Raw genomic sequence first — 22420 nt, 5'->3', positions numbered from 1 at the left:
ATGGCCAGCCTCGAACTCAAAAACATCGTCAAGCGCTACAAGAGCCAGACCGTCCTCGACAATCTGTCGCTGACGGTTGCCGACGGCGAGACCCTTGTCCTGTTCGGCCCGTCCGGCGCCGGCAAGACGGTGCTGCTGCGCCTGGTCGCCGGCGTCATCGATCCGGATGAGGGCAAGATCTTCATCGGCGGCGACGACATGACCGATGTCGACGCGGAATTCCGTGGCGTCGGCATGGCGTTCCAGAATTTCGCGCTGTTTCCGCATATGAGTGCGTTCGACAACATCGCAACGCCTCTGGAGGCCAAGCGGTCCTCGCCAGGCGCCATAAAGGCCGGCGTCGAAAGCGTCGCCAAGCTGTTGAAGATCGCCCATGTGCTCTCGCACAAGCCGCGCGCGCTCTCCAATGGCCAGAAGCAGCGCACGGCACTTGCCCGCGCTTTGGTCGGTTCGCCGCCGCTGCTGTTGCTCGACGACCCCTTGCGCAATGTCGACGCCAAGCTGCGTTTCGAGATGCGGCTCGAACTGCCGCGCCTGCTTGCCGATCGCGGCGCCACCGTCGTCTACGTCACCCAGGATTACAAGGAAGCCATGGCACTCGGCGATCGCATTGCCGTCATGTCACAGGGCGTCATCCGGCAGCTCGGCACGCCCGAGCAGATCTATCGCGAACCGGCCAATATCGAGATCGCGCGGCTGTTCGGCGACCCCACCATCAATCTGCTCGACGTGAAGCCCGCGCGGGATACCAGGGGGATCTATGTCGGCCTGTCCAACGTCCAGGTCCATCTGGCCGGCGCTTACGACGCGGCGGTCGGCCGCGATTGCGTCATCGGTTTGCGGCCGGAAGCGCTGAGCTTCGTCGAGGAGGGTATCCCGGGCGCCATCCCGGTGACGGTCGAGGCCGAGACGCCGCTCAACGAAAAGATCGTCACGCTTGTGCGCACCGTGCGCGGCCGCGAGATCCTGGTCTCGCGCCCGGCCGGAACGCCGGGCCGCAGCGAGGGCAAGGTCCATATCGCCGTCGACGGCAAGAGCGCCTTGCTGTTCGATCACGCCAGCGGCGACCGCCTCGGTTCGAAGAACGTCGTCACCTTGCGCAATGGAGAAGCCGCATGAGCCAGAGCGCGCTCACCATTTCAGGTGTCGACAAATTTTACGGCCCGATCGATCGCGGCGTGCATGCGGTCAAGAACCTGACGATGGAAATCGGCAAGGGCGAGATCGTCGCCCTGCTTGGCTCGTCCGGCTGCGGCAAGACGTCGACGCTGCGCATGATTGCCGGTTTCGAGGAGGTGTCGCGCGGCGCCATCTCGGTCGGTGGCCGTCGGGTGCACACCTTGCCGCCGGTCAGGCGCAATGTGGCGATGGCCTTCGAAGGCTATTCGCTCTATCCGCCGCTGACCGTGCGCGAGAATATGGCCTTTGCGCTCAAGGCTGCCCGGCTGCCGAAAAGCGAGGTCGACGCTAAGGTCGCCAGCATCGCCAAATTGCTCGAGATCGAGGACATATTGGAGCGCTATCCGAGTTCGATTTCCGGCGGCCAGCAGCAACGCGCCAGCCTTGGACGGGCACTGATCCGCGAGGCCGACCTGCATCTGCTGGACGAGCCGATGGGACAGCTCGAACCGCAGCTTCGCGCCGTGCTGCGCGGCCGTATCAAGCACTTCATCAAGGAGCGCGGCCTGACCGCGATCCTGGTCACTCACGATCAGACCGAAGCCAATGCGCTTGCCGACCGCATCGCGGTGATGGAAGGCGGCGTGCTGCAGCAGTTCGACACGCCGGACCAGATCAAGGAACGCCCGGCGAACCTGTTCACCGGCACCTTCGTCGGCGAGCCGCCGATGAACGTCTTCGAGGCCTATGTCGCAACCGCCGCCGGCCGCATCAATCTCAAGCTGCCCGACGGCCTGTCGCTCGACTACGACAAGGACGCCTTCAGCGCTCCGGTTCGCGATCAATTGCTCAGTCGCGAGCGGGTGGTTATCGGCATCAGGCCTTACGCGGTCCGACGCTCGAAGGAGGGTGTTCCCGCCAGGGTCTCGGCCAACCAATGGCTCGGCGACCAGACCCACATCGCCGCCGACTTCGCCGGCGGTTCGCTGGTCCTGGTCGAACACGACCGCACCCGCCTCGATCTGGGTGCGCCGATCAATGTCACCATCGATCCGAAAAACCTGCATGTCTTCGACCAGGCGAGCGGCAAGGCGATCTCGCACGGCATGGAGCTTGCCTGATGCGCGACATCCTGATCGGCATCGACGCCGGCACCTCCGTCATCAAATCCATCGCCTTCGACACGTCGGGCCGGCAGATTGCCGCCGCCGCGTTGCCCAACCACTATGAAACGCTGCCGGGCGGCGGCGCCGAACAGGATCTGGCGCGCACATGGAGCGATGCCGCCACGACCTTGCGCCAGCTCGCCGACAAAGTGCCCAATCTGGCCAACCGGACGGTGGCGATAGCAGTCACTGGACAGGGCGACGGCACCTGGCTGATCGACGACAAGGGCGAGCCGGTCGCCAAAGGCTGGCTCTGGCTCGACGCGCGCGCCGCGGCCATCGTCGAGGAAATCCGCGCGCGGCCCGAGGACCGGCTTCGCTTCGAGAAGACCGGCAGCGGGCTCGCCGCCTGCCAGCAGGGTTCGCAATTCGTCTTCATGAAGCGCGCCATGCCCGAAATGCTTGGTAAGGCGGCAACGGCATTCCATTGCAAGGACTGGCTCTATTTCAAGCTGACCGGTGAACGCGCCACCGATCCGTCCGAGGGCACCTTCACTTTCGGCGATTTCCACACCCGCGACTACAGCGACGATGTGCTCGACGTGCTCGGCGTCACCGATCTGAGACATCTGCTGCCGCCGATCGTCGATGGCACCAGGCACAGCACCGCTCTGTCGCAGGCAGCAGCCGATGCCACCGGCATGCTGGCTGGCACGCCGGTCGTGCTCGGCTATGTCGACGTCGTCTGCACCGCGCTCGGCGCCGGCCTGCTCGACCGCGAGCGCAAGCCCGGCTGCTCGATCATCGGTTCCACCGGCATGCATATGCGGCTGGCCGCAACCCCTGACGACGTGCAACTGAACGAAGCGGCGACCGGTTATACGATGGCGATGCCGGCGCCCGGCGTGTTCGCGCAGATGCAATCCAACATGGCGGCGACGCTCAACATCGATTGGGTGCTTGGGCTCGCCTCGGGCATTCTCGCCTCGCAAGGCATTTCGCGCAGCAATGGCGAGATGATCGCGCTGGTCGATGCCTGGATCGCGGCCGCGCAGCCGGCCTCGCTGCTCTATCAGCCCTATGTGTCGGAAGCCGGTGAGCGGGGGCCATTCGTCGATGCCAATGCCAGGGCCGGCTTCGTCGGCATTTCCTCGCGGCACGGCTATGCCGACCTTGTCCGCGCCGTCTTCGAGGGCTTGGCGTTCGCGGCACGCGACTGCTACGCGGCCATGGGGCCGCTGCCGCGCGAAGTCCGCCTCACCGGCGGCGCCGCCAGAAGCCCGGCGCTGCGCAAGATCCTGGGGGCGGCGGTGGGGGCCGATATCCGCACCAGCGCGCGCGAGGAGGCGGGCGCCGCGGGCGCGGCGATGATCGCCGCGGTCTGCGTCGGTCTCTACCCGTCCATGGACGCGTGCGTCGGCGAATGGGTGACGCCGCTGCTTGGCGAGGCCGAGCCGAGCGACCGGAACCTTGCCGCGATCTACGACAAGATGACCCCGTCCTACATGTTGGCGCATCAGGCGTTGCGGCCTGTCTGGCGCGCGATGGCTTCAGTGCAGGCAAATTGAGAAGTCGAGTATGCGTAAGAAAATAGCGATCATTGGCGACAACTTCATGCTTCCGCAGGTGTTTCGCGCCGAAATCGAGAAGGTCGCGCGTGGCGACCTGGATATCAGGACATTGCAGACGGCCTGGCCCGATGAACCGATGGAATTCGGCGATCCGACGCTCGGCCTCGACAAGGTCAAGGAGTATTTCGGCCATCCCGACGAGGTCGTTGATTTCATCGGCGATGCCGAGATCCTCGTCACCCAGCTGGCGCCCCTGTCGGAGGCCATGATGCGGCGCTTGCCGACGCTTAGACTGGTCGCGGTCTCGCGCGGCGGACCGATCAACATCGACATGGCGGCGGCCAAGGCGCAAGGCATCACCGTGGTCAATGTGCCCGGCCGCAACGCGAGTGCCGTGGCCGAGTTCACCCTTGGCGCCATCCTGGCCGAGACACGGCTGATCCGGGTCGGCCACGAGGCCTTGCGCAAGGGCGAATGGCGCGGCGACCTATACCGCGCCGACCGCACCGGCCGCGAGCTCAGTGAGATGACCGTCGGCGTCATCGGCTACGGCAACATCGGCACCAAGGTCGTTCGGCTGCTGCGCGCCTTCGGCTGCCGCGTCCTGGTTTGCGACCCCTATGTGCAGTTGAGCGCCGACGACCGCAATGCCGGTGTCGAACTCGTCGCTCTGGACAATCTGCTCGTCCGCTCCGACGTGGTCACGCTGCATCCCCGGGTGACCGAGGAGACGCGCGGCCTCATCGGCAAGGACACCATCGCGCTGATGAAACCGGGCGTGATTCTCATCAACACCGCGCGCGGGCCGCTGGTCGACTATGACGCGCTCTACGAGGCGCTGGTTTCAGGGCAGATCGCCAGCGCCATGCTGGAGACGTTCGCCGTCGAGCCGGTGCCGTCGGACTGGCCCTTGCTGCTGCTTCCCAACGTGACGCTGACGCCGCACATCGCCGGCGCTTCGGTGCGCACCGTCACCTATGCCGCCGAACAGGCCGCCGAAGAGGTGCGCCGCTACCTCGCCGGCCTGCCTCCGGTCAATCCGTGCTGAGGCAGTGGCCATGACGCATGAAACCGGCATCGAGGCTACGGCGACATGAACGGCGGCCTTGAAATCGTCGACCTCTTCGTTGTCGGCGGCGGCGTCAATGGCGCCGGCATCGCCCGCGACGCAGCGGGCCGCGGCCTTTCCGTCATCCTGTGCGAAAAGGACGATCTCGCCGAAGGCACCAGTTCGCGCTCGGGCAAGCTCGTCCATGGCGGCCTGCGCTATCTCGAATATTACGAGTTCCGCCTGGTGCGGGAGGCGCTGATCGAGCGTGAGGTGCTGCTGGAATCGGCGCCGCACATCATCTGGCCGATGCGCTTCGTGCTGCCGCACAGCCCCGACGACAGGCCGGCCTGGCTGGTGCGGCTCGGCCTGTTTCTCTACGACCATCTCGGCGGCCGCAAGCGGCTGCCGGCGACTCGAACGCTCAACCTGCGCACGGCACCCGAGGGCGCGCCGATCAAGGATGCCTTCCGGCGCGGCTTCGAATATTCTGACTGCTGGGTCGATGATGCCCGCCTCGTCGTCATCAATGCGCTCGACGCCGCGGAGCGGGGCGCCAGGGTTTTCACGCGCACCGCCTGCACCGCCGCCCGCCGCGAGAACGGCCTGTGGGTTGTCGAGATGCAGGAGGGCAGGACGGGTATCAGGACGGTGGTTCGGGCGCGCGCGCTGATCAATGCCGCCGGCCCCTGGGTCAACGACATCGTCAACCGCGTTGCCGGCCAGAACTCCAGGCGCAACGTACGCCTGGTCAAGGGCAGCCACATCGTCGTGCCGAAATTCTGGGAGGGGCGGCAAGCCTATCTCATCCAGAACAGCGACAAGCGCGTGATCTTCATCAACCCCTATCAGAACGATCTCGCTCTGATCGGCACCACCGACATTCCTTATGAGGGCCGGCCCGAGGACGTGGCGGCGGATGAGAGCGAGATCGATTACCTGATCAAGGTGGTCAACCGCTATTTCAAGCGCGGCCTTGGGCGCGGCGATGTCGTCTATTCGTTCTCCGGCGTCAGGCCGCTTTATGACGACAATGCCGACAACCCAAGTGCCGTGACCCGCGACTATATTTTCGAGCTCGACGCGCCGGACGCACAGGCGCCGCTGCTCTCCGTCTTCGGCGGCAAGATCACCACCTTCCGCAAACTGGCCGAGCATGCGCTGGACAGGATCGCGCCGTTCTTTCCCAAAATGGGCAAGCCCTGGACCGCGAAGGCGCATCTGCCCGGCGGCGATATCGCCAATGCCGATTTCGAACAGTTCCTCGGCGATCTCGGAGGCGAATATCCCTGGATGCCGGCATCTCTGCTGAAGCATTACGGCCGGCTCTACGGCACCAGGACACGGGCTTTGGTTGGCGCGGCGCGTTCGCTCGATGAGCTTGGGCGCTGCTTCGGCAAGGATTTCTTCGAGCGCGAGGCCGCCTATCTCTTCGACCGGGAATGGGCCGTGACGTCAGCCGATATTCTCGAGCGTCGCACCAAGCACGGCCTGCATCTGTCCGCCGAGGAAAGGGTGGCCTTCGAGCATTGGTGCGCGAACCGGCTGGCGAGGACAGGCTGATGGTCCATTCCGTCGATACTGGCACCACGGAATTCCGCATGCTGCGCTCCTTGTCGGCCAGCATCGGCGCCGACCCGTTGCTGGTTCAGGGTGCCGGCGGCAACACCTCCATCAAGCAGGCCGGTGTGCTGTGGATAAAGGCGTCGGGCACGTGGCTGAAGAACGCGCGCGACGACGAGATCATGGTGCCGGTCGCGCTGGCGCCGTTGCTCGATGCCGTGGCGCATCGCAGCCCGGCGGCGGAGACCGCGGGGCAGTTCACGCTGGCGGACCTCAACCCTCGTCAGCTGCGGCCCTCCATCGAGACGACGGTGCATGCGCTGCTGCCGCAGAAGATCGTGGTCCACGTCCATTGCGTCGAGACGATCTCGATCGCCGTGCAGGCCAATGCCGAAGCCTTGCTGGAGGGGCGCCTGCGCGGCCTCGACTGGGCCTTCGTGCCCTATCGCCGACCCGGCCTGCCGCTGGCGCAGGCGATCGCCGAGCGGCTGAAGCCCGCGGCCAACGTGCTCGTGCTTGGCAATCACGGCCTGGTGGTCGCTGCCGATACGGTCGCCGAGGCAGCCTTGCTGCTGCAACGGGTGACCGGGCTGCTCGCACGGCAGCCGCGCCCGGCTCCGCCCCCCGATCTCGATGCGCTGCTGAGGCTCGCCGCAGGCAGCGACTACCGGCTGCCGGCCTCGACCGCCGCGCATGCCGTTGCGACCGACCTCGCCAGTTGCCGCATCGCCGCCTCCGGCAGCCTCTACCCGGATCATGTGATCTTCCTTGGCGTCGGCTCGGTGATCGCCGGCCCTGGCGAGGACGCGGCGGCGGTCGTTGCCCGCACTGCAGCCGCGCCGACATCCATCCTCTTTCCCGGCAAGGGTGTGCTCATGCGCCGGGATGCCAATGCCGGCGCCGAAGCGATGGCGCGTTGCCTGGCCGACGTCGTCGCGCGCGTCGATGGCGCTGCGCGCGTCAACTATCTCAGTCCGAAGGAGAACGCCGAACTGCTGAACTGGGACGCCGAGAAATACCGCCAGCAACTCAACCGCGAAGGGGTGACGCTGCAATGACGGCATTCCGCTCCAATGTCTTGCTTTGCGTCGGGGAGGGATAGCGACCTTGGCCTTCACGCTCTCCCTCAACACCAATCCGCTGGTCAATCGCTTCGCCGATCCGGACGACCTGATCGACACCATCGCCTATGACATCGGCATAAGGGACGTGCAGCTCACGCATGAATTCATCAATCCCGGCTGGCCCGCCGCGACGATCGTCAAATTCGTCCGCCTGTTTCGCGGCGCACTCGCCCGCACCGGCGTGCGTGTCACGTCCGGCATGACCGGTCCTTACGGCAGGCTCAATCATTTCGGTCACCCCGACGCCGATGTGCGCCGCTACTATGTTGACTGGTTCAAGACCTTTGCCGACCTCTCGGCCGAGCTTGGCGCCGGTGGCATGGGCACGCAATTCGCCATCTTCACCCATCGCGACTTTGACGACCCCCAGCGCCGCGTGCGGTTGTTCGACATCGCGCTGGACTGCTGGCGCGAGGTCGCCGAGCACGCCCGTGCGGCCGGCCTGACCTATCTGTTCTGGGAACCGATGTCGGTTGGCCGCGAGTTCGGCCACACCATCGAGAATTGCCGGCTGCTGCAGCGTACGATCGACGCCGCAGGTATGGCGATCCCGCTGGAGATGATGGTCGACATCGACCATGGCGACGTCACCTCGAGCAATCCGGCTGACATCGATCCGTACGCCTGGGCCGAAGCCTTTCCCACGAAATCGCCGATCATCCACATCAAACAGTCGTCGATGAACAAGGGCGGCCATTGGCCGTTCACATCAGCCTACAACAGGGACGGCCGCATCACGCCTGAAAAACTGCTGCAGACGGTGCGGCGCGGCGGCGGCACCGACAACGAGATCTGCCTCGAACTGTCGTTTCGTGAGCGCGAGCCGGTCGACCATCAGGTGGTCGCCATGATCCGCGAGTCCGTCGACTACTGGGCGCCGTTCATCGAGACAGGCAGGTCCGATCTTCTGCCAAAGGCCGGTTAGAAAACGGGCAGGGGCCGATGCGGCTCCTGCCCGTTGAATTCAGCAGATAATCGCCCGGAACTCAGCCGAATTTGGGGTCGAGGCTGCCCGACTTGTAGCGCTTGGCCATTTCCGAGACCGGCAGCGGCTTGATCTTCGGTGCGTTGCCGGCGGTGCCGAACTGCTCGAAGCGCTCCTTGCAGAGCTTGCGCATCGCGGCCATTGCCGGCGTCAGATATTTGCGCGGATCGAACTCGCTGGGGTTTTCCGTCAGCACCTTGCGGATCGCTCCGGTCAGCGCCATGCGGTTGTCGGTGTCGATGTTGATCTTGCGCACGCCATGCTTGATGCCGCGCTGGATTTCCTCCACCGGCACGCCCCAGGTCGGCTTCATCTGGCCGCCATATTTGTTGATGATCTCCTGCAGGTCCTCCGGTACCGAAGACGAACCGTGCATGACCAGATGCATGTTCGGCAGGCGGCGATGGATCTCCTCGATGACGTTCATCGCCAGCACCGCGCCGTCCGGCTTGCGCGAGAATTTGTAGGCGCCGTGGCTGGTGCCCATGGCAACCGCCAGCGCGTCGACATGGGTGTCGCGCACGAACTGTTCGGCCTGCACCGGATCGGTGAGCAATTGGTCGTGGCTGATCGCGCCTTCGACGCCGTGGCCGTCTTCCTGCTCGCCGCCGCCGCTCTCCAGCGATCCCAGCACGCCGATCTCGCCTTCGACAGACACGCCACCCCAGTGCGCCATGTCGACGACGCGCTTGGTGATGCCGGAATTATAGGCGTAGTCGGCCGGCGACTTGCCGTCTTCCTTGAGCGAACCGTCCATCATCACCGAGGTGAAGCCGTACTGGATCGCGGTGACGCAGGTGGCTTCGTTGTTGCCGTGGTCGAGATGCATGCAGACCGGGATATCGGGATGGATCTCGACCAGCGCGTCGATCAGCTTGGCCAGCACCACGTCATTGGCATAGGCACGCGCACCGCGGCTTGCTTGCAGGATGACAGGCGATTTGGTCTCTTCCGCCGCCTCCATGATGGCGAGGCCCTGTTCCATGTTGTTCATGTTGAAGGCCGGCACGCCATAGCCGTATTCGGCGGCGTGATCGAGCAATTGTCTCAGTGTGATGCGAGCCAACGAATAGTCTCCCGTATCTGGTTTCAAACCTGGTGGTTGCGGACTGTCCGCGCATCGTCCAGCCCACCGATGCTTCTGGCCGGATTTCCGCGCAACCGCAACCGTCACCGGCCGTCCCGGCAGCAATTCTTGTTACAGCGCCGCGATTGGGGCAAGCGGAATATCCCAAGAATTTACCTCATTATCACAAAATATTTGGTACTTTTGCGACGATAGCCGTTATAGTTCTGAACTCCGATCAAGCAGCCGCGCTTCGGCGTTGGCGGTCAGCGGCAATGAAGAGCGACATCAGACGGCAAGGCATTATGGAGTTTCTGATGGACGCCGGTCAGGCCGGCGTTGACGATCTCGCCTTGCGCTTTGGCGTCTCGAGGATGACCGTGCACCGCGACCTCGACGAGCTCGAGGAAAGCGGTTTCCTGCGCAAGGTGCGCGGCGGCGCTTCGATCCAGCCGAGCAGCCTGTTCGAAAGCGACTTCCGCTACCGGCAGAAGCAGGCGACCGAGGAAAAGCAGCGTCTGGCCGCGGCTGCCGTGGCCATGATCGAACCTGGCCAGACGGTGATCATCGATGACGGCTCGACGGCGGGCGGCATTGCGCGCCATCTCACCGATCTGCGGCCTCTGACGGTGATCTCCAACAATCTGGCCGTTATCCAGGAACTGGCCGGCGCCGGGGGGATCAACCTGATCGCGCTCGGCGGCCAATACAGCAAGAAGTTCCACGGCTTCTTCGGCCTGCTGGCCGAGGCTTCGCTCAAATCGCTGCGCGCCGACGTCGCCTTCCTGTCGTCTTCGGCCATCCATGGCGCTTCCGCCTTCCACCAGGATCAGGAGGTGGTGCAGGCCAAGCGGCTGATGATGGCGGCGGCGACCCGCAAATATCTGCTGGTCGACCACGGCAAGTTCGGCCGCACGGCGCTGCATTTCCTGACTGATCTCAGCGCATTCGACGCGGTCTTCACCGGCCGCGCGCCGGAGCCGGGCGTGCGCGCGGTGCTGGATGCCGGCGGCGTCTCGCTGACGGTCATCGACAAGGGATCATGATCCCGGCATCGGGAGATCGTGATCAGCAAAATTAAGGAGCAGTACGCGTGGTCTACTGGGTCGGTACAAGCTGGAAGATGAACAAAACGCTCGCCGAGGCGCTGGATTTCGCGCAGCGCCTGGCCGGCTTCATTCCCGGTTTCGATGACCGCATCCAGCCCTTCGTCATACCGCCCTTCACGGCGGTGCGCGGGGTCAAGCAGGCGCTGTCGTCGACGCATATCAAGGTCGGTGCCCAGAATATGCATTGGGCCGACGCCGGCGCCTGGACCGGCGAGATCTCGCCGCTGATGCTGAGGGATTGCGGGCTCGATCTGGTCGAACTCGGCCATAGCGAACGGCGCGAGCATTTTGGCGAGACCGATCGCACGGTTGGCCTGAAAACGGCGGCGGCTGTGAAGCACGGGTTGATCCCGTTGATCTGTGTCGGCGAGACGCTGGCCGAGCGCGAAAGCGGGCAGGCCGATGCCGTGCTGGGCGCCCAGGTCGAGGGCGCGCTGCAATTCCTTGAAGGCGAGGCGAAGGGCGCGAAAATCCTCTTCGCCTACGAGCCGGTCTGGGCGATCGGCGACAAGGGCATTCCGGCCGGCGCGGACTATGCCGACAAGCAGCAGGCATTGATCAAGACAGTGGCCGGCGCCGTGCTGCCGTCGGTGCCGCCGGTGCTTTATGGCGGCAGCGTCAATCCCGGCAATGCCGCCGAGCTGGTCGGCCAGCCCAATATAGACGGCCTCTTCATCGGCCGCTCCGCCTGGCAGGCGGACGGTTACATCGACATTCTCGGCCGCGCCTCGGCGGCGATCTGAAACCATCCGAACCGCAAAGGGAAAACCATGAAAATAGCCATTGGAGCCGACAGCGCCGGCAAACCGCTGCTCGACGTCATCGCCGCCCACCTTGCCACCAAATCCGGCCTGACGGTCAGCGATCTCAGCCAGGCCGGCTACTATGCCGACCTGTCGCAAAAACTCGCCCAGACCATCGTCGACGGCGAGAACGATCGCGGCATCCTGTTCTGCGGCACCGGCATCGGCGTCTCCATCTCGGCCAACAAGGTGCCGGGCATCCGCGCCGCGCTCACCCACGACACCTATTCGGCCGAGCGCGCGGCGAAATCCAACAACGCGCAGATCATCACCATGGGCGCCCGCGTCATCGGCCCCGAACTGGCCAAGGCGATCGTCGATATGTGGCTCGCCTCCGAGTTCGACGAACAAGGTCCCTCGGCCGGCAATGTCCAGGCGATCGACAGGCTCGATGCGGCGAAGCGCTAGCTCAAGCTCTTGCGCATCGCGCCGATCACGGTGACGGCCGACGCCGCGCCGGGGTCGATATGCCCGAGCGATCGCTCGCCGAGCCGCGAGGAGCGGCCCTTGGCGGCAATCATGTCCTTGGTTGCTTCCGCCCCACGCGCGGCGGCGGCAAGGGCCGCCTCGAGACACTGAGCCAACGTCTTGCCGGCTACACTGGCCGCGGCGGCCGCTTCGGCCGCCGGTTGCCAGGCATCGACCATCGTCTTTTCGCCCGGTTCGGCCTTGCCGCGATCCTTGATGCCTTGTGCCATGGCCTGGAACAGGGCGGTGAAGTCCGCGTCCGCCAGCGCCGCGTTGCCCTTGACGGCAGCACCGGCGCGCATGAAGGCCGTCGCATAGAGCGGGCCAGAGGACGCGCCGACGGCGTTGAGGAACGATTTCGCCGCCGTGTTGAGCAACGCCGTCGGCTCGGTCGCCGCGAGGTCGAGCGAGGCCAGCGCATCGCGCACGGCATTGAAGCCGAGCGCCATGGCAATGCCGTGATCGGCGTCGCCAATGACGCCGTCGAGCTGGCAGAGCCGGTCCTTGTCGGCCTCGATCGCCACCGCGATCGTATCGAACATTCTTTTCAGATCAGCGGTGTCGATGGTCACGGGAACGCTCTTTCGTCAGCCGGCACGGAACATGGCGCAGTCGCAGGGGTGGTCGAGCATGGTCTGCAAATCCTCGTCGAGATGAAAAAGCGTCACCGAGGCGCCGGCCATTTCCAGTGACGTGCAGTAATTGCCGACCCAGGTCGCGTAGATGGAAACGCCGATGTCGTCGAGCCGCTGCTTGACCCGCCGGTTCATGATGTAGAGCTCCATCAGCGGCGTCGAGCCGAGCGAATTGACCAGCACCGCGACCTTGTCGCCGCGCTTCGGCGCCATCTCGGCGAAAATCTTGTCCAGCATCTCGTCGGTGATCGCGTCGGCGGTCCCGAGCTTGCCGCGGGCGATGCCGGGTTCGCCATGGATGCCCATGCCGATCTCCATTTCGTCCGCGCCGATCTCGAAATTCGGCCGCCTTGTCTGCGGCAGCGAGCAGGGCGACAGCGCCACGCCCATGGTGAAGGTGTGGTCGTTGGCCTTGCGGGCAATGCGCTCCACCTCGTCCAGGGAGAGCATCCGGTCGCAGGCCGCACCTGCCGCCTTGAAGATGAAGAAATTGCCGGCGACGCCGCGGCGCTTCTGCCGCTGGTCGCGCGGCGCCGAGGCGACGTCATCGGTAGTCAGCACGGTACGCACCTCGATGTCGTCCATCGCTGTCATCTCGGCCGCCATGTCGAAATTCATCACGTCGCCGGCATAGTTGCCATACATGAACAAGACGCCGGCGCCGCCGCTGACCGCCTTGGCGCATTCGAGGATCGGATCGGGCGGCGGCGAGGCAAAGACATTGCCGATGGCCGCCGCATCCGCCAGTCCCTTGCCGACAAAGCCGAGAAAGGTCGGCTCATGGCCGGAACCGCCGCCGATCACCAGCCCGACCTTGCCGGGCCGTGGCCCGTCGCGGGCGATGATCGAGCGCGGGCTGCCGTCCGCGCTCCTGAGGTGGCGAGGATGCGCGGCGAGGATTCCTTCGAGCATTTCGTCGACGGCGCGGTTGCCGTCATTGATGATCTTCTTGGTCTGCACCGGCATCCTCCCGAACTCGGTATTTCGCAAATACTACCGGGTGTTATCGCGATTTCCACCCGGCCGGGAAGATTTCATGCCGCGATCTTTTCCCGCGCGGCGAGAATTTCCACGCAGGCCCTGGCCGCTTCCTTGCCCTTGACGGTGAAGTGCTCGAAGAAGAAGCGATGGTGGTCGGCGCTGTCGTGATAATTGTGCGGCGTCAGCACCGCCGAAAGCACCGGAACGCCGGCTGACAGCTGCACGTTCATCATGCCGTCGATAACGGCGCTGGCGACGAACTCATGCCTGTAGATGCCGCCATTGACGACGAAAGCCGTGCCGAGGATCACGCCATAGCGGCCGGTCTCAGCCAAGGTCTTGGCGTGCAGCGGGATTTCGTAGGCGCCGGGCACATCGAAGACATCGACGGCGAACCGGTCGCCTCCGATGCCGGCCAGTTCCGCTACGAAGGCGTTGACGCACTGATCGACGATATCCGCATGCCAGCGCGCGCGGATGACGGCGATGCGAACAGTTTCATAGTCTTTGTGGGAATGCTGATTCATGGGTCCATCCTTCCGTTTCGAACCAGAATCAGGACGCACGATACGCAATCCGGCCCGCCGGAGCGGTCCGTTTTCCGTTTCGTTCTCTTTCATCCGGACTGTAACCGTCGGCTCCGGAATCACACCGGATCTGCTGACCTTTCCGATTTCGGAAAGCGCTCGCGGGCTTTGGCCGAAACCATTACCGCCGGTGGGGATTTTCACCCCGCCCTGAGAACATTAACGCCTCTGTATGGAAGGGCAGCGGTGCCGCTGTCAACCAGGCGACAGGCCGGTGGCCAATCACGTTCTGTCGACTGGCGCAATTCTGTGAAGAGCCGCTCTATCGCGTGCGCCACGCCGCAGCCGCTGCTGCAACCAGCATCAGCAGCGCCGCAACCATCGCGCAGACGGCAAAGCCGAAGCTGGAATAGATCGGCCCGAAGCCGGTGGTGCCGATAAAGACCGCGAGATAGGTCACGGCGCTGTTCAGGCCCATAATCGTACCGCGCTGTGAGGGATCGAGCGCCGCCAGCCGCATCACCAGAACATTCAATCCGAAATGATTGGCAAGCCCCCAGATAGCCACCAAGGCGAGCGTCAGGCCGAAACTGTTGCTCGTCGCGGCAATGGCGACATAGACGGCCGCGACAAGAAGATAGGCGAACGGCATGACGCGGCGGGCGCCCAGGCGATCGATCGCGCCATCGAGGAGGGCAGCCGTGCCGAAGCCAATGCCGTAAGCGAGCGCGGCCCAGCCATTGGCGCTCACCGGCTTGCCCAGTCCGCTGTGCAGGTGGTCGCCGAGATAGCCATAGACACCGTAGAAGGCGGTCATGAAGGCTGCGCAGGCGATGAGAAGCGGCACAATGCCGGGAATGCCGAGCGCCGCCAGCGGCGTTGGTGCCGGGCCGCTCTTCCTGATGTCGCTCAGCGACGTCATGCTGAGGCTGGTCAGCGCCAGCACTGCCAGCACCGCGACGGCGGCGAACACGGCGCGCCAATGCACGAGATCAGCAAGCACGGCCGAGAGCGAAACGCCGGCCACCATGCTGAGCGTCCATCCGGTCAGCACCACGCCGATGGTGCCGCTTTCGCGGCCGGGCGGCGCGATCGCCGCCGAACTCGCATAGATCGCCGGCATGGCGACGCCGGCGGCGATGCCGGCGATGAATTGCGCCGCGACAAGCATGATCAGTACCGGTGCGGCCGCGCTGGCGACGAGAGCAATGGCCAGCAACAGCAATGCCCCTTGCAGCATCCGGCGGGCGCCGAGCCGGTCGATGTAACGGGCGAGGAACAGGGCGCTCGCCGAGGTGCCGAGGCCAAAGGCGGCCGCCGCGATCATCACGGTCGGGACGCTGCTCGAGAAGGACGATGCCACGGCCGGGGCTATGGGCCCCAGGACCAGCGAATTCGAGCCGATCACGGCGATGCATCCGGTCAACAGATAGGCGAGGGCCGGGATCGCCGGCCTGGCGTCTGCTGCTAGGGCGGTGGCTTGATTGCTGTTCGACATATCATCATAATGGCCGTATTAAATTCCGTGGCAATCAGGATTATCGACATGGATGAAGAAACAGATGGCGTTCTGCAGAACAGGTCGGCGCCCCGCGATATCGATGCGATTGACCGAAAAATATTAGGTGTTCTCGTCGACGACGCCACGGTCAGCTACGCGGAACTCGGCGATCGGGTCGGGCTTTCGCCGCCAGCCGCGCATGAACGGGTCAAACGCCTTCGTCGCAGCGCAGCCATTCGCGGCACGGCTGTTATCATCGACCCCAAAGCGGTGAAGAAGCCGCTGCTCGCCTTCGTGCATATCGACACCAGGGGCTGGGGCAAGACCCCGGAGCTGATGGCGGTTTCGCAATATCCGGAAGTCGAGGAGATCCATACCGTCGCAGGCGATACCTGCATGCTGCTGAAGGTCCGCACGGAAGACACGAGGGCGCTGGAAGGGCTGCTTGCTCGCCTCTACGAAACGCCCGGCGTTACCTCGACGCGCAGCTATGTGGTGCTGTCGACCTATCTCGAGCGTCCGGTGCAGCCCGGCATCACCGACACGTGGCCGACGCCGGGGCACATGAGCAAGCCGTTGTACTAGCCGGCATCGGTGCTATGCCCGTTCGGGGAACATCGCCTTCAGGCCGTCGCGCGAGGCCTTGGCGATGCCGCGTTCGGTGATCAGCCCGGTCACAAGCCGTGCAGGCGTCACGTCGAAGGCCGGGTTCCTCGCCGGCGTCGCTTCGGGCGACACGCGCACCTGGGCGATCTCGCCCTTGGCGGTCTTGCCCCAGACCAGCGACACCTCGTCGCCGGAGCGTTCCTCGATCGGGATTTCGGCAAGGCCGTCACGCACCGTCCAGTCGATGGTCGGCGAGGGCAGCGCGACATAGAACGGTACGTCATTGTCGGCGGCGGCGAGCGCCTTCAGATAGGTGCCGATCTTGTTGCAGACATCGCCATCGGCGGTGGTGCGGTCGGTGCCGACGATGACCATGTCGATCGCGCCGCGCTGCATCAGATGGCCGCCGGCATTGTCGACGATCAGCGTGTGCGGCACGCCGTGGCCGGCCATCTCCCAGGCGGTGAGCTGGGCGCCCTGGTTGCGCGGTCGCGTTTCGTCGACATAGACATGGACCGAGATGCCGGCTTCGGTTGCCAGATAGATCGGCGCGGTGGCGGTGCCGTAGTCGACGGTCGCCAGCCAGCCGGCATTGCAATGGGTCAGGATATTGACCGTCTCGCCCGGCTGCTTGCGCGCCGCGATCGCCTGGATGACGGCAAGTCCGTTCTCGCCAATGGCGCGGTTCAGTCCGACATCCTCGTCGGCGATCTCGGCGGCGCGACGATAGGCGGCTGCGGCGCGTTGTTCCGTCGGCAGCGGCTTGAGGAAGCGCCGCATCTCGTCCAGCGCCCAGCGCAAATTGATCGCCGTCGGGCGCGTCTCGTGCAGCGTCTCCCACACGGCATCGAGCGCTGCGTCGGACGGATCATCCGCCATCTGCATGGCGACGCCGTAGGCCGCGGTGACGCCGATCAGCGGCGCGCCGCGCACCCACATGTCGCGGATGGCGGTGGCGATGCCGGCAACCGTGCCGATCGTTTCGATGCGGAAATCATGCGGCAGCCAGCGCTGGTCGATGATCTCGACCGAACGCCCGTCATCGCTCAGCCAGATGGTGCGGTAGTGGCGGTCGCCGACGTTCAAATGCTGCTCTCCTGTTCGATCAGCGCGGCCAGGGTGTTGACCTCGTCGATGCTGTGTATCTGGCGCCGGTTGACGGCGATGTGACGGCCGAATTTTAGCGCCTTTGCCTCACAACTGGCGCGAAGCTCTTCATCGGCAATGGTCTCGAAATCGGCATTGTGGGCGAGGCCGAGGATACGCCTGTGCACCTCGATGCCGGCAAAGCCGAGCAGGTCGGTCCAGATCTGGTGCAGCACATGGTCGAGCGCCTGTTCCGCACCCAGCCTGTCGCCCTGATCCTCGAACAGGCTTTTTTGATAGAGCATGCCGCTGCGTTCGCTGCGCCACAGATGCGAGAATTCGGCGCGGAACACCGCCCATGTCTCTGCGGTAACCCCGAGCAGATAGGCGCGCATGGCATCGCGCTTGCCCTTCTCCTCATGTCCACGCTGCGAGAAGAAAGACATCCAGAAATTGGCGAGCAGCATGCCGACATCGAAGGCCATTGGTCCGTAGAAGGCGAACTCCGGATCGATCATCCGGGTCTCCGTGTCGGTGACCATGATCGAGCCGGAATGCAGATCGCCATGCAGCAATGTCTCGGCATTGGCGGCGAAAATGTGCTTCAGCCGCTGCGCCTCGACCTTCAGGTCGCGATCGGCGCGCAGTTCGGCAACGACTCCGTCGAGCTGCGGCGTATGCCGATTCATCTTGGCGTCGAAATAGGGATCGGAGAACACCAAGTTCTCGGTGATGTCGCAGAGCTCGACATTGTCGGCGAACAGCGCCAGATCGGCCTTGCGATCCTTGGCCACCATCGACAGGTCGGAACCACGAAACAGCGTGCGGGCCATGAACAGGCCGATATCCCTGGCAATGTTGGGAAGCTGGCGCCCGTCGATCAGGGCACGCCTGAGAATGACGTGTGGCGGCGCCAGATACTCCATGATGATCAGCGCCTGGCCTTCATCGAAATGATAGATCGCCGGCACCGAGCCCGGCGCGCGCGCCTCTTGCCTTGTCAGCGCGTGATACTCGAAGAAGGAACGTTTCAGCGGCAGCGGCCAGCTATCGCCGACCAGGCGGACATAGGGCAGGGCCTGCTTGACCACGGCCGCGCCGCCGGCGCCCTCGACGATGAAGACGAGGTTGAGATTGCCGTCGCCGACCTCGCGTACCTTCCAGTGTATCGTGTCCCTGCCGATCTTGGCGCACAGCGCCGCGTTCGTGCCGAGGCGCGTTGCAAGCGTCTCCACCGACAGTGCTTCGAACGGCAATTTCCCGGTCATTCGCGTCCCTCCCGCATGTGCGCTCCGATCATAAGGGAGCCTTGACGGCGGGGCCAAGCTAGGAAGCGATCTGGCAATTGTCAATCGTGTTGACAATTGCCGATGTAGCCCATAGCGTCATGGTCAGGGAGGAACGCATGGTCGGCAATGCCGTGTTCCGTGTAGAGGGACTGAGGAAATCCTTTGGCCGCAACGAGGTGCTTGGCGGCATCTCGCTCGAGCTGCATTCCGGTGAAGTCACCGTGCTGATGGGCGCCAATGGCGCCGGCAAATCCACCCTCGTCAAGATCATAAGCGGCGTCTACGAGCGCGGCGGCGGCACGATGACCCTGGCGGACCAGGATTTTGCGCCGAACACGCCGGCGGAGGCGATCCGCGCCGGCGTCGTCACCGTGCACCAGAACATCAATGACGGTGTGGTCGCCGACCTCGACGTCGCCACAAACCTCACACTCGACAGGTTGAGCGGCAGGGGCGTGCCGACGCTGTTCAATCCGACCCGCGTGCGCCGCGAGGCCAAGGCCGTCGCTGACCGCATGGGGTTGGCCATCGATCTCAAGGCCCGCGTCAACGACCTTTCGCTGGCCGATCGCCAGATGGTGGCGATCGCGCGCGCCTTGGCACATCAGCCGAAGGTGCTGATCCTCGACGAGCCGACGTCCTCGCTCTCCAGCGCCGAGGCCGACCGGCTGTTCGCGCTGGTCGACAGGCTGCGCGAGCAAGGCGTGGCGATCCTCTATATCTCGCACCGCATGTCCGACATCAGGCGGCTTGCCGATCGCATCGTCTCGATGCGTGACGGCATTATTTCGGGTGTCTTTGACACCAAGCCGCTCGACTATGAAGGCGCGGTCAATGCCATGCTCGGCCGCAAGATCCATCTCGACCAGATCGTTGCCAGGAGTTCCGCCAAACCGGTCCTGACGGTCGAAGGCCTGCGCTTCGGGCATGGGGCCAGGCCGATTTCACTGACGCTTGGCGATGGCGAGGTCGTTGCCATCACCGGCCTCGTCGGCGTCGGCAAGACCGCGCTTGCCGAGACGCTGTTCGGCGTGCGCAAGCCGCTGGCCGGCACGATGACGATGAACGGCAAGCCCTATGCGCCGCGATCGGCCGGCGATGCGATCGCCGCCGGCGTCTTCCTCGTCGCCAAGGATCGCGCGACCAGCGGCATCGTCGGCGGCTTCAACATCGAGCGCAATGTCAGCCTGCCGTTCCTCAAGCGCATGTCGAATCTTGGTGTGCTCAAGCGCCGCCTCGAACGCGCCACCGCGCGCCGGCAGATCGAGGAACTCAGCATCGTCTGCCGCTCCGAGAAGGACGAGATGTCGGCATTGTCCGGCGGTAACCAGCAGAAGGTCATGGTCGCCCGCTGGATGGCGCAGAATGCAGCGCTGTTCATCCTCGACGAGCCCTTTCAGGGCGTCGACATCTCGGCCAGGCGCGACATCGCCGCCAAACTGAGGGCAAGCGCCAATGGCCGCGCGACGCTGTTGTTCGTCACCGAACTCGACGAGGCGCTGGAGACGGTCGACCGCATCCTGGTGATGTCGGAACACACGATCGTCGGTGAACACCGCAACGCCGAGGTCGATCTCGATCGCCTGCTGGCCGAGGTCGCCGGCGGGCCGCTGCATAGCGCCGCCTAAGCCGCGCGGCGGGTAGAATTGGAATGGAGAGACTATGGGTCCGAGTTGGATAAGAATGGCTGCGTCGCGCGGATGGGCTGAATGACGCTGCGCGACCACGCCATCCGCTATGGGTTCATCGTCCTCTTGTTCGGGCTGGTCGCCTATTTCGCGATCGCCGCCGACGGGTTCGTCTCGCCGCAAAGTGCCGTCTTCATCTTCCAGTCGGTGGCCATCACCGGCGTGCTGGCGCTCGGCGTCACCGCCACGCTGGTCGTCGGCGGCTTCGACCTGTCGATCGGTTCGGTCGCCACATCGGCCATGATGGCGGCTGCCTATGTCATGGTGGTGCTCGAGCAGAACGCTGTCGTGGCGGTCGTCGTCTGCCTGCTGATCGGCGCCATTGTCGGTCTGATCAATGGCTGGCTGATCGTCTATATGCGCGTGCCCGATCTCTTGGCGACGCTCGGCATGATGTTCCTGCTGGTCGGCCTACAGCGCATCCCGACCGAAGGCCGCTCGATCGCCACCGGCATGACCATGCCAGACGGTTCGGTAGCCAATGGCAAGTTCGGCGACGCCTTCCTGGCGCTCGGCCGCCACCGCTTCGATTTCTTTATCCCGAACCTCATTCCGGTGTCGGTGGTGGTGCTGCTGGTTCTGGCCGTGCTGATCTGGTTCTTCCTCGAATACACCCGCTTCGGCCGCATGATGTATGCGGTCGGCTCCAATGAGCGCGCGGCCGAACTCGCTGGTGCGCCTGTCAAGGCATACAAGATCTGGGCCTACGTTATTTCAGGAGTTTTTGCCTCGATCGGCGGCATTTTGCTCGCCGCACGGCTTGGACGCGGCGACATCGCCTCGGGTAATAATCTGCTGCTCGATGCGGTTGCCGCGGCGCTGATCGGCTACGCGGTGCTCGGTGCCGCCAAGCCGAACGCCTTCGGCACCGCCGTCGGTGCGCTGTTCGTCGGCATCTTGCTGCAAGGCCTGACGATGATGAACGCGCCTTACTACACGCAGGATTTCGTCAAGGGCGTGGTTCTGGTCGTCGCCCTTGTCTTCACCTTTGCCCTTTCGGGCAGGGGCAGGGGGTAGTCTCGACCGGACAGGATTTTTGGGTTCAACAAGAGTGGAGGAAAACAAGGTGAACATCACGAGAAGACTTCTGGGGAAGGTGGCGCTCGGGCTGGCAGGCGCAACCATGCTGATGCAGGTCCCGGCTTTTGCCGCGGACAAGCCGGCCCCGTTCGACAAGCCCGGCGTCAAGATCGCGCTGGTGCGCTATCTCTCGACCGGTGACTTCTTCCAGGCCTATCTCTCGGGCGTCGAGGCGCAGTCCAAGGCGCTCGGCATCGACCTGCGCGTGCTCGACAGTCGCCAGGATGCCGCCCTTCAGTCCGACATGGTCGACCAGGCCATCGCGCTCGGCGTGCAGGGCATCATCATCCAGCACGGCCTGACGGAATCGATGAAGGATGCGGCCCAGCGCGCGGTCGACGCCGGCATCAAGGTCGTGGCCTTCGACGTCAATGTCGAAAACCCCAAGATCCCGCAGATCGAGCAGTCGGACAGAGACCTTGCCCGCCTCGCGCTCGAACAGGCGGTGAAGGACAATGGTGAGGGCTGGAATGCCGGCTATGTCTACGTCGCCGGTATCGCGCCGCTCGACCGCCGCAACGAGACCTGGGTCGACGTCAAGAAGAAATATGCCGGCATCAAGGAAGTCGCGATGTTCGGCACGCTCGACAACCCGATCGCCAACTCGGTCGCCAACCAGGCGCGTTCGGTGCTGTCGGCCCATCCCGACATCAAGGTGATGTTCGCCCCCTATGACGAATTCGCGAAGGGCGTGAAGATCGCCGTCGACGAAGCCGGCCTGAACAAGGGCATCAAGATCTATTCGGCCGACATCTCGACATCGGACATATCAGCGATGCGCGAGCCCGACAGCGCCTGGGCGGCGACCGCCGCCACCAACCCAGCCGTCGTCGGCCAAGTCTCGGTGCGCGCTCTGGCGCAGCTGCTCGCCGGTGAAGACCCTGGCCACAACGTCATCGTGCCGCCGACGCTGATCACCCAGAAAGAGCTGATCGACAAGGACATCAAGAACATGGAAGACCTGTCGGCCAAGCTGCCGCAGTTCGCCCATGCAGATGTCGCTATGCCGGCCTGGATGCCGAACCCGAACGCGAAGTAGGGGTCGTCGTAGCACATATGAAAAGG

General features: G+C 64.5%; 21 protein-coding genes and 1 riboswitch. Of the genes, 14 read left to right on the top strand and 7 right to left on the bottom strand.

Going from position 1 to position 22420, the window contains the following annotated elements; genetic code table 11:
- Genes CK227_RS01340 through CK227_RS01310 form a run of 7 tightly spaced genes read left to right on the top strand, consistent with a single transcriptional unit; the run spans position 1 to position 8456 of the window.
- Positions 1-1119: an ABC transporter ATP-binding protein gene (locus CK227_RS01340; protein WP_095771170.1), complete on the top strand. Its 1119-nt coding sequence runs from the start codon at positions 1-3 to the stop codon at positions 1117-1119.
- Positions 1116-2240: an ABC transporter ATP-binding protein gene (locus tag CK227_RS01335; RefSeq protein WP_095771169.1), complete on the top strand. Its 1125-nt coding sequence runs from the start codon at positions 1116-1118 to the stop codon at positions 2238-2240. The genes CK227_RS01340 and CK227_RS01335 overlap by 4 nt, the downstream gene beginning before the upstream one ends.
- Entirely contained in the window at positions 2240-3793 is a 1554-nt protein-coding gene (locus tag CK227_RS01330; protein ID WP_095771168.1) for an FGGY-family carbohydrate kinase, read from the top strand. The genes CK227_RS01335 and CK227_RS01330 overlap by 1 nt, the downstream gene beginning before the upstream one ends.
- Before the next feature lie 10 nt (positions 3794-3803).
- A complete protein-coding gene (locus CK227_RS01325; RefSeq protein WP_095771167.1) occupies positions 3804-4844 on the top strand; it encodes a 2-hydroxyacid dehydrogenase in 1041 nt (346 codons plus the stop codon).
- Between the two features lie 45 nt (positions 4845-4889).
- Positions 4890-6407, top strand: coding sequence for a glycerol-3-phosphate dehydrogenase (locus CK227_RS01320; protein ID WP_095771166.1), 1518 nt, complete (start codon positions 4890-4892; stop codon positions 6405-6407).
- A complete protein-coding gene (locus CK227_RS01315; RefSeq protein ID WP_179296355.1) occupies positions 6407-7465 on the top strand; it encodes a class II aldolase in 1059 nt (352 codons plus the stop codon). Before CK227_RS01320 ends, CK227_RS01315 begins: the two co-directional genes overlap by 1 nt.
- 49 nt (positions 7466-7514) lie before the next feature.
- Positions 7515-8456, top strand: coding sequence for a TIM barrel protein (locus CK227_RS01310; protein ID WP_095771164.1), 942 nt, complete (start codon positions 7515-7517; stop codon positions 8454-8456).
- A gap of 61 nt (positions 8457-8517) precedes the next feature.
- On the opposite strand, the gene fba is transcribed toward CK227_RS01310, so the two are convergent.
- On the bottom strand, positions 8518-9582 hold the full coding sequence (fba, locus tag CK227_RS01305; protein WP_095771163.1) for a class II fructose-bisphosphate aldolase: 1065 nt from the start codon (positions 9580-9582) through the stop codon (positions 8518-8520).
- 275 nt (positions 9583-9857) lie between these two features.
- On the opposite strand from fba, the gene CK227_RS01300 reads away from it, so the two are divergent.
- From CK227_RS01300 to CK227_RS01290, 3 genes are read left to right on the top strand one after another with little or no spacing between them, the layout of a single operon-like run.
- Positions 9858-10628, top strand: a complete 771-nt coding sequence (locus CK227_RS01300) for a DeoR/GlpR family DNA-binding transcription regulator (protein ID WP_095771162.1) — start codon at positions 9858-9860, stop codon at positions 10626-10628.
- A 47-nt stretch (positions 10629-10675) separates the two neighbouring features.
- Positions 10676-11434: a triose-phosphate isomerase gene (locus tag CK227_RS01295; protein WP_095771161.1), complete on the top strand. Its 759-nt coding sequence runs from the start codon at positions 10676-10678 to the stop codon at positions 11432-11434.
- Between the two features lie 27 nt (positions 11435-11461).
- Positions 11462-11902 (top strand): RpiB/LacA/LacB family sugar-phosphate isomerase, encoded by a 441-nt coding sequence (locus tag CK227_RS01290; protein WP_095771160.1) that lies wholly within the window; start codon positions 11462-11464, stop codon positions 11900-11902.
- Here the strand turns inward: CK227_RS01290 and dhaL are convergent.
- The 4 genes from dhaL to CK227_RS01270 all read right to left on the bottom strand — a co-directional run bounded on the left by dhaL (position 11899) and on the right by CK227_RS01270 (position 15603).
- Positions 11899-12534: a dihydroxyacetone kinase subunit DhaL gene (gene dhaL, locus CK227_RS01285; RefSeq protein ID WP_095771159.1), complete on the bottom strand. Its 636-nt coding sequence runs from the start codon at positions 12532-12534 to the stop codon at positions 11899-11901. The two genes, CK227_RS01290 and dhaL, sit on opposite strands and share 4 nt — an antisense overlap.
- 15 nt (positions 12535-12549) lie before the next feature.
- Positions 12550-13563 (bottom strand): dihydroxyacetone kinase subunit DhaK, encoded by a 1014-nt coding sequence (locus CK227_RS01280; RefSeq protein ID WP_179296354.1) that lies wholly within the window; start codon positions 13561-13563, stop codon positions 12550-12552.
- A gap of 68 nt (positions 13564-13631) precedes the next feature.
- Entirely contained in the window at positions 13632-14105 is a 474-nt protein-coding gene (locus CK227_RS01275) for a 6,7-dimethyl-8-ribityllumazine synthase (protein ID WP_095771158.1), read from the bottom strand.
- A 77-nt stretch (positions 14106-14182) separates the two neighbouring features.
- A riboswitch (FMN riboswitch) is annotated at positions 14183-14327 on the bottom strand.
- Positions 14328-14427: 100 nt separating this feature from the next.
- The gene (locus CK227_RS01270) at positions 14428-15603 is read right to left on the bottom strand and encodes an MFS transporter (RefSeq protein ID WP_095771157.1); all 1176 of its coding nucleotides are present in this window, start codon (positions 15601-15603) and stop codon (positions 14428-14430) included.
- 48 nt (positions 15604-15651) lie between these two features.
- On the opposite strand from CK227_RS01270, the gene CK227_RS01265 reads away from it, so the two are divergent.
- Positions 15652-16191: an Lrp/AsnC family transcriptional regulator gene (locus CK227_RS01265; protein WP_095771156.1), complete on the top strand. Its 540-nt coding sequence runs from the start codon at positions 15652-15654 to the stop codon at positions 16189-16191.
- Positions 16192-16203: 12 nt separating this feature from the next.
- On the opposite strand, the gene mtnA is transcribed toward CK227_RS01265, so the two are convergent.
- On the bottom strand, positions 16204-17298 hold the full coding sequence (gene mtnA / locus CK227_RS01260) for an S-methyl-5-thioribose-1-phosphate isomerase (RefSeq protein ID WP_095771155.1): 1095 nt from the start codon (positions 17296-17298) through the stop codon (positions 16204-16206).
- Positions 17295-18566 carry an S-methyl-5-thioribose kinase gene (mtnK, locus tag CK227_RS01255; RefSeq protein ID WP_095771154.1) on the bottom strand — a complete coding sequence of 424 codons (1272 nt, stop codon included), beginning with the start codon at positions 18564-18566 and terminating at the stop codon, positions 17295-17297. The genes mtnA and mtnK overlap by 4 nt, the downstream gene beginning before the upstream one ends.
- A 137-nt stretch (positions 18567-18703) precedes the next feature.
- Here mtnK and CK227_RS01250 point away from each other — a divergent pair, with 137 nt between their 5' ends.
- The 3 genes from CK227_RS01250 to CK227_RS01240 all read left to right on the top strand — a co-directional run bounded on the left by CK227_RS01250 (position 18704) and on the right by CK227_RS01240 (position 22394).
- Positions 18704-20215, top strand: a complete 1512-nt coding sequence (locus tag CK227_RS01250; RefSeq protein ID WP_095771440.1) for a sugar ABC transporter ATP-binding protein — start codon at positions 18704-18706, stop codon at positions 20213-20215.
- 81 nt (positions 20216-20296) lie between these two features.
- Positions 20297-21292, top strand: a complete 996-nt coding sequence (locus CK227_RS01245; protein ID WP_091576572.1) for an ABC transporter permease — start codon at positions 20297-20299, stop codon at positions 21290-21292.
- 49 nt (positions 21293-21341) lie between these two features.
- On the top strand, positions 21342-22394 hold the full coding sequence (locus tag CK227_RS01240) for a substrate-binding domain-containing protein (RefSeq protein ID WP_095771439.1): 1053 nt from the start codon (positions 21342-21344) through the stop codon (positions 22392-22394).
- Positions 22395-22420 lie beyond the last annotated feature (26 nt).

The organism is Mesorhizobium sp. WSM4308 (assembly GCF_002294905.1).
Taxonomy (GTDB): domain Bacteria; phylum Pseudomonadota; class Alphaproteobacteria; order Rhizobiales; family Rhizobiaceae; genus Mesorhizobium.
Note: the sequence above shows the minus strand (reverse complement) of the source record. Positions and strands in the feature narration are given on the sequence as shown.